The sequence below is a fragment of the Hymenobacter sp. BT730 genome, from assembly GCF_030542105.1.
Lineage (GTDB): Bacteria > Bacteroidota > Bacteroidia > Cytophagales > Hymenobacteraceae > Hymenobacter.
On record NZ_JAUOFB010000001.1, the window covers coordinates 1,533,220 to 1,547,339 of the forward strand.

General features: G+C 54.5%; 14 protein-coding genes. 4 read left to right on the forward strand and 10 right to left on the reverse strand.

The annotated features are described in order from the left end of the window. The first annotated feature begins 90 nt into the window (after positions 1–90). Together Q4G72_RS06615 and kdsA are read left to right on the forward strand one after the other, a co-directional pair. Positions 91–711, forward strand: coding sequence for a methyltransferase domain-containing protein (locus tag Q4G72_RS06615; RefSeq protein WP_303310610.1), 621 nt, complete (start codon positions 91–93; stop codon positions 709–711). Between the two features lie 5 nt (positions 712–716). Further along, positions 717–1,541, forward strand: coding sequence for a 3-deoxy-8-phosphooctulonate synthase (gene kdsA / locus Q4G72_RS06620; RefSeq protein ID WP_303310611.1), 825 nt, complete (start codon positions 717–719; stop codon positions 1,539–1,541). A 93-nt stretch (positions 1,542–1,634) separates the two neighbouring features. Here the strand turns inward: kdsA and Q4G72_RS06625 are convergent, their stop codons facing one another. The 3 genes from Q4G72_RS06625 to apaG all read right to left on the reverse strand — a co-directional run bounded on the left by Q4G72_RS06625 (position 1,635) and on the right by apaG (position 4,119). Further along, positions 1,635–2,618 carry a hypothetical protein gene (locus Q4G72_RS06625; RefSeq protein ID WP_303310612.1) on the reverse strand — a complete coding sequence of 328 codons (984 nt, stop codon included), beginning with the start codon at positions 2,616–2,618 and terminating at the stop codon, positions 1,635–1,637. A 235-nt stretch (positions 2,619–2,853) separates the two neighbouring features. Beyond that, positions 2,854–3,684 (reverse strand): O-methyltransferase, encoded by an 831-nt coding sequence (locus tag Q4G72_RS06630; protein ID WP_303310613.1) that lies wholly within the window; start codon positions 3,682–3,684, stop codon positions 2,854–2,856. Positions 3,685–3,732: 48 nt separating this feature from the next. Further along, the gene (apaG, locus tag Q4G72_RS06635; RefSeq protein ID WP_303310614.1) at positions 3,733–4,119 is read right to left on the reverse strand and encodes a Co2+/Mg2+ efflux facilitator ApaG/CorD; all 387 of its coding nucleotides are present in this window, start codon (positions 4,117–4,119) and stop codon (positions 3,733–3,735) included. A 111-nt stretch (positions 4,120–4,230) separates the two neighbouring features. Here apaG and Q4G72_RS06640 point away from each other — a divergent pair, with 111 nt between their 5' ends. Then, positions 4,231–4,896, forward strand: coding sequence for a uracil-DNA glycosylase (locus tag Q4G72_RS06640; protein ID WP_303310615.1), 666 nt, complete (start codon positions 4,231–4,233; stop codon positions 4,894–4,896). 104 nt (positions 4,897–5,000) lie between these two features. Here the strand turns inward: Q4G72_RS06640 and lepB are convergent, their stop codons facing one another. From lepB to Q4G72_RS06670, 6 genes are all read right to left on the reverse strand, one after another. Then, positions 5,001–6,167: a signal peptidase I gene (gene lepB / locus Q4G72_RS06645; RefSeq protein WP_303310616.1), complete on the reverse strand. Its 1,167-nt coding sequence runs from the start codon at positions 6,165–6,167 to the stop codon at positions 5,001–5,003. A gap of 112 nt (positions 6,168–6,279) precedes the next feature. Beyond that, positions 6,280–6,999 carry a 4-hydroxy-tetrahydrodipicolinate reductase gene (gene dapB, locus Q4G72_RS06650; protein ID WP_303310617.1) on the reverse strand — a complete coding sequence of 240 codons (720 nt, stop codon included), beginning with the start codon at positions 6,997–6,999 and terminating at the stop codon, positions 6,280–6,282. Further along, positions 7,000–7,641: a DUF5683 domain-containing protein gene (locus Q4G72_RS06655; RefSeq protein WP_303310618.1), complete on the reverse strand. Its 642-nt coding sequence runs from the start codon at positions 7,639–7,641 to the stop codon at positions 7,000–7,002. An 8-nt stretch (positions 7,642–7,649) separates the two neighbouring features. Further along, entirely contained in the window at positions 7,650–8,600 is a 951-nt protein-coding gene (locus Q4G72_RS06660) for a ParB/RepB/Spo0J family partition protein (protein ID WP_303310619.1), read from the reverse strand. Between the two features lie 204 nt (positions 8,601–8,804). Continuing rightward, positions 8,805–10,511: a PA14 domain-containing protein gene (locus tag Q4G72_RS06665; protein WP_303310620.1), complete on the reverse strand. Its 1,707-nt coding sequence runs from the start codon at positions 10,509–10,511 to the stop codon at positions 8,805–8,807. Between the two features lie 252 nt (positions 10,512–10,763). Continuing rightward, positions 10,764–11,570: a ParA family protein gene (locus tag Q4G72_RS06670; protein ID WP_303310621.1), complete on the reverse strand. Its 807-nt coding sequence runs from the start codon at positions 11,568–11,570 to the stop codon at positions 10,764–10,766. 253 nt (positions 11,571–11,823) lie between these two features. On the opposite strand from Q4G72_RS06670, the gene Q4G72_RS06675 reads away from it, so the two are divergent. Continuing rightward, the gene (locus Q4G72_RS06675; protein ID WP_303310622.1) at positions 11,824–13,491 is read left to right on the forward strand and encodes an ABC transporter substrate-binding protein; all 1,668 of its coding nucleotides are present in this window, start codon (positions 11,824–11,826) and stop codon (positions 13,489–13,491) included. A 69-nt stretch (positions 13,492–13,560) separates the two neighbouring features. Here the strand turns inward: Q4G72_RS06675 and Q4G72_RS06680 are convergent, their stop codons facing one another. After that, positions 13,561–14,118 carry a DUF6438 domain-containing protein gene (locus tag Q4G72_RS06680; protein ID WP_303310623.1) on the reverse strand — a complete coding sequence of 186 codons (558 nt, stop codon included), beginning with the start codon at positions 14,116–14,118 and terminating at the stop codon, positions 13,561–13,563. Positions 14,119–14,120 lie beyond the last annotated feature (2 nt).

Consider the following 14,120-nt stretch of genomic DNA (forward strand, 5'->3'; position numbering starts at 1 on the left):
CCGGACAATCCGGGCTGTGCGTTACCTTTGCGCACAAAAATAAAGGGATTGGCTGCCCACGCAAGAGGGTGCCCGAAAATACATACTTCTATGCAAGTTGCACCAACCCTCGATGCATCCTATTGGAGCAGCCGCTATGAGGCCGGCCGCACCGGCTGGGATACCGGCGCTATTACCCCACCCCTGCAAACCTATTTTGAGCAGATGGGTGGGCCAGATAACCGCCATATTCTTATCCCAGGGGCTGGTAAGGCCTATGAGGCCGAATACCTGCACCGCCACGGTTACTCCAATGTGTGGGTGGCTGATGTGGCACCCGAGCCCTTACAGGAGTTGCAAAGCCGCGTCCCCGATTTCCCGGCAGAACACCTCTTGCTACAGGATTTTTTTCAGTTGGAGCCCCAGGCGCCATTCGACCTGATTGTGGAGCAAACCTTCTTTTGTGCGCTGCCACCCAGCTTGCGTCCGGCGTATGCGGCCCAATGTGCCCGCTTGCTGCGGCAGGGCGGCACGCTCATGGGCCTCTTGTTTCAGAAGGACTTTGGCACTTCCCAGGAGCCTCCGTTTGGCGGCACGCCCAAAGAATACCAGAACTACTTCGCTCCTTATTTTGATTTCCTTCACTTCGACACGGCCTATAACTCTATTCCGCCCCGGCAAGGGGCCGAGCTCTTTATATGCCTGAAGAAAAAAAGCCCTGACTTACGTTGAATTCTATGCTCACAGCCCTCGCCAACCAACTGCCGCATTTCCGGAATACCAACTCCGGTCAGTTCTTTCTCATGGCCGGCCCCTGCGTAATTGAGGGCGAAGATATGGCCCTGCGCATTGCAGAACAGGTGCAGCGCCTCACTGACAAATACCAGATTCCCTACATCTTCAAAGGCTCCTACCGCAAAGCCAACCGCTCCCGCCTCGATTCCTTTACCGGCATAGGCGACGAAACCGCTCTACGCATTCTGCATAAAGTAGGCCGCGAAATGGGTGTGCCCACCGTAACCGACATCCACGAATCGGACGAGGCTGCTTTTGCCGCCGAGTACGTAGACGTGCTCCAGATTCCTGCCTTCCTGTGCCGCCAGACCGATTTGCTGATAGCTGCTGCTGCCACGGGCAAGGTGGTCAATATCAAAAAAGGCCAGTTTCTAAATGGGGAGGCCATGCAGTTTGCGGTAGATAAAGTGCGCCAGACCAGCAACTCGCCTGTTATTCTCACTGACCGGGGTAACTCCTTTGGCTATTCCGACCTGGTGGTGGATTTCCGCAACCTGCCGGCCATGCGCAGCTTTGGTGTACCGGTGGTAATGGATGTAACCCACTCTCTGCAGCGTCCCAACCAAAGCAGCGGCGTAACCGGCGGTCAACCGGCCCTCATCGAAACCATTGCCAAAGCGGCTATTGCCGTGGGGGCCGATGGGCTCTTCATTGAAACGCACCCCACGCCGGCCACTGCCAAATCGGACGGGGCCAATATGCTTCCGCTGGATCAACTGGAAGCTTTGCTGGTGAAGCTTACGCGCGTTCGGGAAGCTATTCGCTAACATGAACTAGCAACTGTAAGCCAAACGCCCGGGTGCTACACGTGTAGCACCCGGGCGTTTGGCTTGGTAAAGGAGAGTATTCAGGAGAAAAAATTAAGGATGATCCTGGTGAACGGTGGCGGTGTTATTGTTGCCCGCTTGCAGAATGGAGCTGGTCTGCCCGTTGCTGCCTTGCCAAACCTGCGCTGTATTAAAATCGCCTAGCTGAACCTGCGCTGCTACGTGGTTATTGCCATCCTGGTCTATAGTAGCAGCGTTGGCTATTCCCTCCTGGTACTGCAGGGCCAGGTTTCCATTGCCTTCCTGATCCGTGGATGCTTCGTTACCAGACCCCAACTGCACCTGAAGAGAGGCATTAGCATTGCCAACCTGCCTTAGTGAAGCAATATTATCAGACCCCTCCTGCGACTGCAGGCCAAGGTTGTTATTCCCTTCCTGATAAATATCCGCTTTATTAGAGCTGCCTAAAGCCTGGTACTGAGCAGACAGATTTCCATTGCCCAATTGGGTGATGGAAGCCCGGTTGGATAAATCGTGCTGTTCCTGATAGGCACCGTTATTATTGCCCGTGGTACTTATCGTAGCTACGTTAAAGTTTCCTAATTGCCGCTGTTCGCTGTAATTCTGATTGCCCGTTTGCTCGGTGGTGGCTTCATTTGCCCGACCAAACTGAAATTGGATAGCTTCGTTGTTGTTGCCGGTTTGCGTAGCTACCCCAAGGTTGCCAACTACTTTCTGTACCTGATCAATCTTGTTTTCATTACCCGTTTGTGTGGCCTGCAGCCGGTTAACCAGGTCGGCTCCACTTCCGAGCTGCTGTTGGGTTATGGCATTGGAATTTCCTTTTTGGGATGCCTGAACAGTGGAGGAAATCTGGCCGGATTGAAGCTGCTCAATGCTGTTGTGATTCCCAACCTGCTCTGCCGAGGCCTGGTTTAGGTAGCCCACCTGTGTGACGGTGGTCAGATTGTCGTTGCCGATCTGGGAGACGGCGCTGGTGTTTTCCTGCGCCTGAACAGTTTGGGCTGCTACACATAATGTGGCCAGTAGCAGGCTGCGGGTTATAATGTGGGTCATAATAATTGGGTATAAAGGGTTTGAATTGATTTAGTTAAAAATAATATATTAATAGTTATATAAATTATGGTTTTAGGATAAGATTATGATGTATGCTTACTATTATTTTAACCTAAAATGGTGGTGCTATAACCTTTATCATTTTACGTATATGACTGTTAATTAATACTATGAATAAAAAAGCCTCTGTTTAGAGACAGAGACTTCAGACTGAACGCAGTGAATAGGAAAGTTCTTAAGCTGATAGCCAGCGGGTGCTTTCCAGCACATTGTCCAACGGGCTATCAAAACGCAGGGTAAAATGCTGCTTGGGCTGCTTGCGCCGAAAAAATATCAGCCCCACATGGAAAAGGTCGATGGTGAGTTGCACCTGCGGGTGAGCCTGAATAGTGGCCCAGGCACGTTCCATCTCCTCTGACCAGTGAATGTCATCAAACACAAACACGCTGTCTTCGGTGCTGCAGGCCAGGCACTGCTCAAAATAGCGCACGGTGGGCTCGTAGCGGTGGTTGCCATCGAAGAAGGCAAAGTCAAGCGGCGCTGACAGCGCCTGCAGAGCAGGCTGTAGGGTTTCATCCAGGTTGCCCAATACCAGCTCTACGTTTGGCAGAGCCAGCTGCTCAAAGGTCTGACGAGCTATGGTAGCGGTTTGAGGGCAACCTTCAAAGCTGATAACGTGGGCGCGCGAATCGGCGGCGGCCAGGTAAGCAGTGGTGAGACCCAGGGAAGTGCCCAGCTCCAGCACTGTGCGAGGCTGGAAATGATTCACTAATCGAAACAGGAGCTGCGCCAGGGCTGCTGGCTTGGCCGCAGTGCGGGCTATGTCGCGCACGCGGCGCTGCTGGCCGGCTCCGGTATGGGAGCCGGCACCAAAGTCGCGCACGGTTATGCTTTGCTGACTCTGGCGCAACTCCTGCCGCCGGGCTTCAATAGAGCCGAAAGCGGCAAACTCTCCCCGGTGGTTGATAACGTGGGTATATAGCGCAAAAACGAACGGGGAATGCAGACCGTGCGCATTCCCCGAGCGGAGTAAAAACCGGAAGTAACTGATTGCCTGATGCAGCAAGGAGGAAATCTTAATTAGGTAGCAACCTCAGAAGGTCAAAACAAGGGGCTAGTTCAGACGGAAAGGAACCACTAAGGTGAATTCAGGTATATCCACATCAAAGTGGCTACCGTCAACCAGGCGCTCCATCTGGTAGGTGCCCCGCATCTTGCCCATCCCACTCTTCAGGTTACAGCCTGATACGTACTGATGAGCCTCGCTGGGTTCCAGAACGGGCTGCTGGCCCACTACACCTTCCCCTTCTACTTCACGCACCACGCCGTTGGCATCGTAGATATACCAGTGGCGACGCAAGAGTTTCACGGTATATTCGCTGTTATTGCGAATATCAATCTTATAGGCAAACACAAAGTGCTCCTGGCTGGGGCTGGAATAATCTGGTAGATAGTTGGTCGTAACACTTACGGTTACTCCCTGCGTAGTGGTCGTATTCATGACTCCTGAGCTATGCGGTGAAGAACGTAACACCCGGTTGCGAAATATGGTTTGTGTACGCAAAACCGGGCCGCCTTGGCTTACCAAAACTTCAATAACTGCTTTTCTGGTATGAATGTAAAGATAGAAGAAAGCTGGCGTAAGGTACTCGCCTCAGAGTTCGAGAAACCATATTTTCAGCACCTCACAGCTTTTCTTCGCGGGGAATATGCCACGGCCACCGTGTACCCACCTGGCCCGCAGATTTTTCACGCCTTCGAAGCCTGCCCCTTCGACCAGGTGGAGGTGGTTATTCTGGGGCAGGACCCCTACCACGGCAAAGGGCAGGCGCATGGGCTGGCCTTCTCGGTGGCTGAAGGTGTGCGTACTCCGCCCTCCCTGCAAAATGTATTTAAGGAGCTGCAGGAAGATATTCCCGGCACCCCGCCTGCTCCCAATGGCAACCTCGACCGGTGGGCTCAGCAGGGCGTACTATTACTGAATGCTACCCTTACAGTACGGGCAGGGGAGCCTGGCTCTCACCAGAAAAAAGGCTGGGAGCAGTTTACAGATGTGGCTATTCAGAAAGTCTCTGAGCTGAAGGAAAACGTGGTGTTTATTCTATGGGGGGCCTATGCCCAGAAAAAGGGTGAAATCATTGATACCAGCAAGCACTTAGTCCTGAAAGCTGCTCATCCATCTCCCTACGCCGCCGACCGGGGCTTCTTCGGCTCTCGTCCCTTCAGCCAAACCAATGAATATTTGTTGGCGCACGGTAAAAAGCCCATTAATTGGTAAACCATGGGTTCCTCACCTGGCTAATGCCACTTAAGCCGGCCAGCCATAAATGAAAAAGACGCGCTGTACAGCGCGTCTTTTTCATTTATGGCTGGCCGGTAAGCCTAATCTATCAGATGGAACAAGCGGCTCCAGCGGATTTTGCTGAAGAAGCTAGGAGCGAAGGGGTCGACTGATAGCCAGATAAGCACGGCCTTACCTACAATGTGGTCGGCGGGTACAAAGCCCCAGTAGCGGGAGTCCTGCGAATTATGGCGGTTGTCGCCCATCATGAAGTAGTAGTTCTGCTTGAACGTGTACTGGGTAATGGGCTGGCCATTCTGATAAATGCGGTTATCCTGCCAGGTTACGCCTGAATTGTGCTCATACTGGGCAATAATTTTGAAATAAATCCCGGCATTGTCTGGCGTAATAGTCACCGTCTGGCCTTCCTTCGGAATCTGGAGTGGGCCGTAGTTGTCGGCGTTCCAGGCACGGGTATTGGCGCTCAGCGGGGTGGGCGACGGGAAATCAACGGTGTTCGGAAATACGCTGGGGTCGGGAATACCGGCCGGCAGGCGCTGCTCTTTCAGGCGCTTCACGTACGGCTGCTCCCGCAAAAAGGCAGCAGCCTGGTTGGTAAGATGCACGGTATAAAAGGCGGTATCCCCCTGAAACAGCGGCTGCGGAATGCCCATGTGGTCATAGTCTACCACGCTTTGCTCGCGGAAGATATCATCCCGAATCGGCGCATCCGTTGCCAACTCGTAGCTGGTTTGCAGCTTGGGCGGGTTCTGGGCAGGCTGTCCATTGATGTATACCTGGCTCTGACGCACCTCAATCTGGTCGCCGGCCAAGCCAATGCAGCGCTTAATGTAGTTCGTGCGCAGGTCAGCAGGGTACTGCTTCTCAAAAGGTACATTAAACACAACCACATCATTGCGCTTTACCTCGGAAAAGCCCGGCAGGCGGTGGGAGGTGAGCTGAATGGCATCGGAAAAGCTGGGGATGCTGGTGCCCCAGATGGTTTGATGCGTGAGTGGGACCTGCAACGGGGTTTGTGGCGTACGAGGTCCATAGTGCAGCTTGCTCACGAACAGATAGTCGCCTACCAGCAGTGAGTTTTCCATGGAGGGCGTCGGGATGGTATATGCCTCGAAGGTGGCCCAGCGAATCAGCGTGGCCGCTACTACGGCAAACAGGATGGCATCACCCCACTCGCGCGCTACGCTTTTAGGTTTTTTGGGGGTAGTCTCCGTCTCGGGATTTTTCTCCCAGAATTTTACGGCCATGAGTCAGGTCAGCAGATAGCAACTAGAAGAGGAAAGCCACCCCACACTTGGGGAGTTCCTGATAAACGGCGGAATATCCGACTAATTATGCGAATGTGGAATAAGCTTCTGGCTACAGGCCCAGCAAGTCTTTCATTCCGAAAACTCCCTGATGGCCGGGCAGCCATTCTGCCGCCAGCAAAGCCCCTTGGGCAAAGGCATCCCGGCTGTGGGCTTCATGCTTTAGCTCAATGGTATCGAGGGCAGATGTATAGGTAACTATGTGCGTCCCCACCACTTCGCCTTCGCGCTCGGAGAGAATGGCCAGTTCCTTCTCATTGGCGGTAGTTTCATTGCGCCAGTGAGTTTTAGAAGGGAAATGGCGCAGAATGCCTTCGGCGGTGGTCAGGGCCGTGCCGCTGGGCTGATCTACTTTGTGCACGTGGTGAATTTCCTTTACCTGCACATCGTAGCCGCCAAACTGATGCATTTTGGCAGCCATGTACTCGTTGAAGTGAAAAAACAGATTTACGCCCACGCTATAGTTGGAGGCATAAAACAGTGAGCCATCCGCTTCCTGGCATAATTCGCGGGCTTCCTCAAAGTGGTGCAGCCAGCCCGTGGAGCCGCATACCACCGGAATGCCCTGGCGCAAAGCCGTAGATACGTTCAGAAAGGCCGAATCGGGGTGGGTAAACTCAATAGCCACATCCACGGTGGCCGGGGTGAAGTCCGTAATGCGGCTTTCGGGGCGGGAAGGGTCTATGATGCCCGCAATGCGGTGGCCCCGGGCAATAGCCTGCGCTTCCAGCGCATGGCCCATTTTACCGTAGCCAATCAGCAGAATATTCATTTAACGCTTAGATTTCAATTGCAGAGAAAAGGCAACGCCGGGGGTAATGCCACTGGTAGGTACGCGCAGTACGCTGGGCTCCCAGTGCAGACTCAGGTCGTCGCTGATGTCGAAGTCATGCAAATGCGCATCTACCAGCGCATCTACAATATTGAGGGTATAAGCCACCGCCGTATAAGCAATCCAGGTGTCACGCCGTGCCCGGTAGGTAACCAAGTTGGCTTTTTGGGATTCGTCCGTGGGCTCAAGGCGGGAGTGGCGACCTTTATCAAAAGTAGTCGAGTCTCCATCGATGCGGGCCCGGTAGCCCTCAGCGTACTCTTTATAGAGACGCTGGTAGAAAATTTCTACTGCCAGCGTGCCGCCTATGGCACCATATACCAACGGGAGCTTCCAGTATTTGCGGTTATAGATCTGCCCGGCGCCTGGCAACACGGCCGAGAGAATAGCGGCTTTCTTGGGCCGCGTTACGTGCCAGCCAAACAACCGCTCGGTGCGGCGGGTAGTATCGGGTGGGGTAGGCGGGGTGCTAACCTGCGCGGAGTCGGGGCCGGCCGTAACCACGGTTTGCGCCTTACCCGCGCCGGCTAGCAGGAAAACGGGCAGCACAGCCAGCAGAATATGACGCAGCCCGTTATGCATAGCTATGCTTACGCAGGTTGTAGAATATGCAGAATACGCTGCATGTCCTCTACTGAGTCGAAGGCAATTTTGATTTCGCCACGGCCCTGGGGGCCTGGCTTCACCATGACGCGGCTGCCAAAACGCTCTGAAAGGTGGCGCTCAGTACGACGCAGCTCGGCTACCGGCACCTGCACGTTGGTTTCCTGTACCTGCTGGGCACCGGGAGCATCGGCAGGCTTGGACGCACCGGCTCCGGCGCGCACCAGCTGCTCTACCCGGCGCACCGACAGCTCCTCAGCTACAATACGGCGGAACAAAGCCAGCTGCTGCTCGGCATCTTCAATGCTGATCAGGGCCCGGGCATGACCCATGCTGATAACCGCGTCGCGCAGGCCTACTTGAATATCGGGTGGCAGCTTCAGCAAACGCAGGTAGTTGGTTACCGTAGAGCGGTTTTTGCCGACCCGGTCGCCCAACTCTTCCTGTTTGAGGTTGCACTCGCTCACCAAGCGCTGGTAGCTGAGGGCAATTTCAATGGCGTTAAGGTTCTCCCGCTGGATGTTCTCAATCAGGGCCATTTCCAGCATCTGCTGGTCATCGGCCTTGCGGATGTAGGCGGGAATCGTATCCAGGCCAGCCAGCTTGGAGGCCTGCAAACGCCGCTCTCCGCTGATGAGCTGGTAGGCGTTCGTGCCCGTCTGACGTACCGTTACGGGCTGAATGATGCCCTGAATCCGGATGCTTTCGGCCAGTTCCTGCAGCGCTTCCTGATCAAAATGAGTACGAGGCTGGTAGGGGTTAGCCTCAATATGGGCCACTGGAATAAAGCCCACCGAGTTGACGGGGTGCGAGACGAGCCGGTCACTCTTCTTCTCGTAGCTACCTTCAATCAGGGCGTTGAGCCCCCGGCCCAGTCCACCTATTTTACGCTTGGGTGCCGCCGCTGGCGTAGATTTCTCTTCGGGTTTCTCTGACATACCTGCAATAGGCTTTTGCCCAACACCGGGCAAAAGCAGGATTCAAAAATACACAAACGCCCGGGAAGGATGGGAAATTTTGTTGGGAAGCAGAAGGGCGGGCTTTGCGACGGTAGTATCTGCTTGCGTCTCAACGAAAAAAACGGCCAGCGCTATCCTTTGGATAACGCTGGCCGCGAAGAATTTATTTCCGATGCCTGCTGGCTATTGCTCAGCGCTGGCCTCTGGAGCCGAGGCGGTGGGTTTGCGCAGCTTCAGCGGATGGCGGGTAGTAGTGGTGCCAACCGTCAGGTGCAGGTAATAGTCGCCGGGGGGAAGGTCAGTAAACTCCAGCGTCTGCAGCTGGATGCCGGTAGTGCGGCGGCGGTAGTCTGATACGCGTACTACTGCGCCATTCTGGTTATATAATACCCAGCCTACTGGTAATTCCTCTGGCAAACGGTATGTCAGCTGTACTACTCCGTTGCTGGGGTTGGGGTACAGACTCATGCGGTTAGCGCCAATGCCCGGACGTTCAACGGCAGCCTGCATCAACTCCCGGTTTTGACTAGGTACCACCTTAGTCAGCTTCCAATCCTGGGTTTCATTGTCCTTAAAGCGCCATTGCACTACCCCGCTGTCTGTAGAATCACGGGCGGTAAGGGCTTTTTTGCTGTGCTTGGCTACAATCTTATAATAGCCGTCTTCGGTCAGCTCAATGTTCCACTGCTGGTTGTTGCCGCTATAATAGGGCCACAGGTTCAGGGCCGCGCCGTTAGAGGTAGAGCTGCCCAGTACTTCCAGCACACGGTTATTTCCGGGTACCATGAGGCGGTAGAAACCATCGTTCTGCTGCTCAATACGCCAATGTGTGGCCTCATTTTGAGGGCTGGTTGCCATGCCACCCGCAGAGGCTGTTTGATAAGCCCGCATATTAGGGCGGCTAGGGTCGTGCACTTCCAGAGGCTTGCCAGTTGTGCGAGAGGTAATGATGTAAACCGCAGGTTCTACCCGGGCAGGAGCTTTTACTACGGCCGGCGCTGGCGGTGCGGGAGTGGGCTTGGGTTTGGCCACTACAGCAGGCGTAGCAGCTGCTTTCTGAGGCGGGGCCACTGCTTTTTGGGAGGTGGCTACTGCTTTCTGAACTGGCTTAGGTTCTGGTTTCGGAGCGGGCGGCGCTGGCTTTGCCGCTACCGGCACCGGGGCTGCGGCAACAGGTGGAGGCGTTGGTTTGGGGGTAGGTGCAGGAGCCTTAGGAGTAGGAACTACGGGAGCCGGGGCAGGAGCCGCAACGATGGGAGTTGGCGCGGGCTTCACCGGAGCTGCTGCTACAGCCGGAGCGGGTACGCCAGAGTCGGGAAGCAGACTGGAGCCCAAGGGGAAGAGGTTACTCATGGGAATAATCTGCGCGCCCTGACCAGGTGGCATCCATTGCAGTTGCAGGTGGGCTTCGCCATCGGCATCTACATACTCCAGCTTAATGCTGGTTTTTTCGTGGGCCGCCAACTGTACAAAGGCATTGGCATTGTCTTCCCGGCGACCATCCCAGGTATCCAGTACTTTTTTGCCATTCACCCACAGCCGAATTTCGTCGTTGGTGGGCACCTGAAAGCGGTAAGTGCCCGTGGTAGGGGCTGCCAGCAGGCCTTCCCAACGAACCGAGAAGTAATCGGTAGGCAGGTCCTTTGATGGTGCGCCCAACCCCCAGTTAAAATCCACGGAAGCATCGATGCGGCGCAGCACCGGGGCTCCGGCAAAAGTGCCATTAGGGTAATAGCTGGCTGTAAGGCCACTGCCTGCCACAACCGACGGGACACTGGTAGTAGGAACAGGAAGTTTACTGGTTGGGCCCGCCCAGGCAGGAGTGCTGGCGGGCGTGGCACCCGCCAGGACAAGACCAGTCAGTAGGGAGCAAAACAACGGATAATGCACAGGAAACGATTTTGGGCGGATGTGGCCGATGATACCTCAAAAGAAGACCGGAATTTACAGCTTCTGTATTTGTCAAGCCAATTCAGGCGCAGTAAAATTTGTACTTAGTCTGCCGTATGTTTTTGAAAAACAGCTTTTCTAGTCTTGTATGGTATATTTAGGGCTTAATAAAAAGAGTCAAATTTGTGCTGTTTACAAAGAGCATAAAAAAAGCCCTCAACAAGTTGGGGGCTTTTTTTCTGACTGATTTTATTAGGCTGCGCTGTCTTCGGCGGCCTCCGGGGTGGCATCTACGGCATTCTTTTCCACAATTTCGCGGGCCAGATTGAGGTAGCTAATGGAGCCTTTGCTCTCCGCATCGTGCAGAATAACGGGAATGCCAAAGCTCGGCGACTCCGAGAGCTTTACGTTGCGTGGAATGATAGTATCGAACACCAACTGCTGGAAATGCAACTTTACTTCCTCTACCACCTGGTTGCTCAGGCGCAGGCGCACATCATACATCGTGAGCAGAATGCCTTCAATTTCCAGCTCCGTGTTCAGGCGACTCTGAATAATTTTGATGGTGTTCAGCAGCTTGCCCAGGCCTTCCAGGGCGAAATACTCGCACTGAACCGGAATAATAACCGAATGGGCCGCCGTTAAGGCATTGACCGTAATCAAACCCAGGGAAGGAGAGCAGTCAATAATGATGAAATCATACTGATCGGCCAGGGGGCGCAGCGCCTCCTTCATCCGCTCTTCGCGGTTGGGCAGGTTAATCATCTCTACCTCAGCGCCTACCAGGTCAATGTGGGAGGGCATCAGGTCGAGGTGGGGTAGTACGTTGGTGGTCAGAATAATATCCTGGGCATTGATGCCATCCACCATGCACTCGTAAATGCTGTTCTGAATGTCTTTCGGATCGAAGCCGACGCCGGAAGTGGCGTTAGCCTGAGGGTCGGCGTCTACCAGTAAGGTGCGATACTCCAGCGCTGCCAGCGAGGCCGCGAGGTTAATCGAGGAGGTGGTTTTGCCCACCCCGCCTTTCTGATTGGCTACCGCAATGATTTTTCCCATTTGCTTGCACTATCAGCCGTTGGCTGCCAGCTAGTTGGTAAGAGGATGTCGCAAAAAAGCCGATAACCAGGGGCATCAGCCGACTGCTAGTTTATGACAATATAAGAGTTTCAACAAGGCGCCGTAGCACTGATTCTCCGGCAAGGGGAGAGGCAAGTACAGTGGGCTCCTGGAGAAAAGCTGCCAGCCAAAAGGCAATGGCTAACCCCTGAACCCTTACACTTGCACAAATATACACGCTTTCGTCTTTCCCATGATTCCGTTTTCGCGTCGCTTTTACCGGATGGTCTTTCTGCTGCTGCCTGCTTTGGCCAGCTGCGGCGGGAGCGAGCAAACTACCGACGCCCGGCGCGTATTCCGCTACAACCAGCCTGAGGCACTTACCTCCCTGGACCCTGCCTTTGCTCGCAACCAGGCTAACATCTGGGCTACCACGCAGCTCTACAACGGGCTAGTGGAGCTCGATGAGCAGCTCAAGCCCGGTCCCTCTATTGCCCGGCGCTACAGCATCTCGCCCAGTGGTCGCCAGTATACCTTCACGCTGCGCCCCAATGTGTTTTTTCACGATTCCGAGGTGTTTGCCAACGGTCAAGGCCGCCGGGTAACGGCGCAGGATTTTGTTTACAGCTTTCGTCGTCTGCTGGACGCCCCCACCGCCAGCCCTGGCGGCTGGATTTTTCGGGGCAAGGTGCTGGAAAATGGCCAGGGTGAGCCTTCCGATACCTGCTTTGTAGCTGTGAACGACTCCACGCTGCGCATTCATCTGCAGGAGCCTTTCATTCCATTTTTGGGAATCCTGACCATGCCTTACGCCTATGTAGTGTCCCGTGAGGCAGTGCAGCGCTACGGTAAAGATTTTCGGGAGCACCCGGTAGGCACCGGCCCTTTTGTATTTAAGGAGTGGGATGAAGGCAACGCCATTGTGTACCACCGCAACCCCCACTATTGGAAAAAGGATGCCCAGGGTAAGCAGCTGCCGTACCTGGATGCCGTCCAGATCAGCTTTATTCAGGACCGCAAAACGGAGTTCCTAACCTTTATGCAGGGCCGCCTGGATTTTCTCAGCGGCATCCGGGCCGGCTCCCGGGACCTGATTATGCACCCCGACGGCACGGTGCGCGAGGATTTTCAGGGCAAGTTTCAGCTGCAGAAAGTGCCCTATCTAAACACGGAATATCTGGGCCTGCAGCAGGACCCTACCAATCTGCGCGGAGAAGCTGCCAACCCGGCGCTGCGGGATAAGCGCGTGCGCCAGGCCCTGAGCTATGCCCTGAACCGCCCCGAACTGTTAGCTTATTTTCTGAACAACGTGGGTGTGCCCGGTACTTCCGGCTTCGTGCCCGCTTCTTTGCCTTCATTCAGTCAGAAGCAAGTGCCCGGCTATACCTATCAGCCTCAAAAAGCCCGGGAGCTACTGCGGGCCGCTGGTTTTGGTCCGGGTAAGCCATTGCGCCTGCGCCTGACAACCGTGGCGGAGCGCAAAGAAGTGTGCGAATATCTGCAGAAGAACTGGGCTGATGTGGGGGTGCAGGTGGAAATTGATGTAAATCAATCGGCCGCGCAGCAGGAAATGGTAGATAACGGCCGGGCCGCTTTCTTCACCAAATCCTGGCTGGGCGACTACCCCGACGCGGAAAATTACCTGGCTCTGTTCTACAGCAAAAACTTCTCCCCGGCCGGCCCTAACAAAACGCATTTCAAAAATGCAGCTTACGATAAGCTCTACGAACAGGCCAAGCTGGAGCAGAATATCGATAAACGCTATGACCTCTACCGGCAGATGGACCGCATCATTGTAGAAGAATGCCCCGTTATTGCCCTGTATTATGATGAAGTCGTGCGGCTGACGCAGAACAACGTGCGCGGCCTAACGCCCAACCCCATGAATCAACTGGTTCTGGAGCGGGTGCGGAAAGAGTAGCTTGTAATCAACTGAACAAGCACTAAAAAAGCCCGGCCATACTTTGGCAGGGCTTTTTTAGTGCTTGCTTTACCTGGTAGGGGGCAGTGCTACTTTTACAATCTGCTCATGAATATATTGGATGAGCTTATTCAATTCTTCCGGAGCGCCTTCTTCCACTCGCACCTCTTTTAAGTTGCAGTCAGGCTGTAGAATGGAAATATAGGTGGAGGGCAGATCTGAGGTGTTTTGGGAATACACGCCCTGCAGTTTAGAAAATCCTATTCTCTGGGACTCTTTCAGGATATAGGTGACTGCCGTGGCCGGTAGCTGCAGCTCATGCCGGCCAAGCAGGGGCATGTTTTTAGTGCCTTCATAGCTCAGACGCCCATTGCGGTAAACGGTGGCTTTGTAAGTGGGGCAGCGACCAAAGCAGGGCGTTTTCTCAAAAATGAGCACGGGCAGCTTGGCCATTTCCTGCTTTTTGGGGGCTACCACCGGCGTATCCTGCAAGACCTGGGGAGACGAAACGCTCGGCTTGGCTTTGGGTGGGTTGTAGCGAATGGGGGCAGGAGCCGAGCCTGGCTGCGCAAGGGCGGGCAAGTAATGGAAGGCCATCAGCAACAGAAAGCAGAAGACAAAACGCATGA

Coding starts and splice junctions, on each gene's coding strand:
- Q4G72_RS06675 (WP_303310622.1), top strand. CDS start 11,824: ATGATTCCGTTTTCGCGTCGCTTTTACCGGATGGTCTTTCTGCTGCTG.
- apaG (WP_303310614.1), bottom strand. CDS start 4,119: ATGAATACGACCACTACGCAGGGAGTAACCGTAAGTGTTACGACCAAC.
- lepB (WP_303310616.1), bottom strand. CDS start 6,167: ATGGCCGTAAAATTCTGGGAGAAAAATCCCGAGACGGAGACTACCCCC.
- Q4G72_RS06655 (WP_303310618.1), bottom strand. CDS start 7,641: ATGCATAACGGGCTGCGTCATATTCTGCTGGCTGTGCTGCCCGTTTTC.
- Q4G72_RS06670 (WP_303310621.1), bottom strand. CDS start 11,570: ATGGGAAAAATCATTGCGGTAGCCAATCAGAAAGGCGGGGTGGGCAAA.
- Q4G72_RS06640 (WP_303310615.1), top strand. CDS start 4,231: ATGAATGTAAAGATAGAAGAAAGCTGGCGTAAGGTACTCGCCTCAGAG.
- Q4G72_RS06615 (WP_303310610.1), top strand. CDS start 91: ATGCAAGTTGCACCAACCCTCGATGCATCCTATTGGAGCAGCCGCTAT.
- Q4G72_RS06625 (WP_303310612.1), bottom strand. CDS start 2,618: ATGACCCACATTATAACCCGCAGCCTGCTACTGGCCACATTATGTGTA.
- dapB (WP_303310617.1), bottom strand. CDS start 6,999: ATGAATATTCTGCTGATTGGCTACGGTAAAATGGGCCATGCGCTGGAA.
- Q4G72_RS06660 (WP_303310619.1), bottom strand. CDS start 8,600: ATGTCAGAGAAACCCGAAGAGAAATCTACGCCAGCGGCGGCACCCAAG.
- kdsA (WP_303310611.1), top strand. CDS start 717: ATGCTCACAGCCCTCGCCAACCAACTGCCGCATTTCCGGAATACCAAC.
- Q4G72_RS06680 (WP_303310623.1), bottom strand. CDS start 14,118: ATGCGTTTTGTCTTCTGCTTTCTGTTGCTGATGGCCTTCCATTACTTG.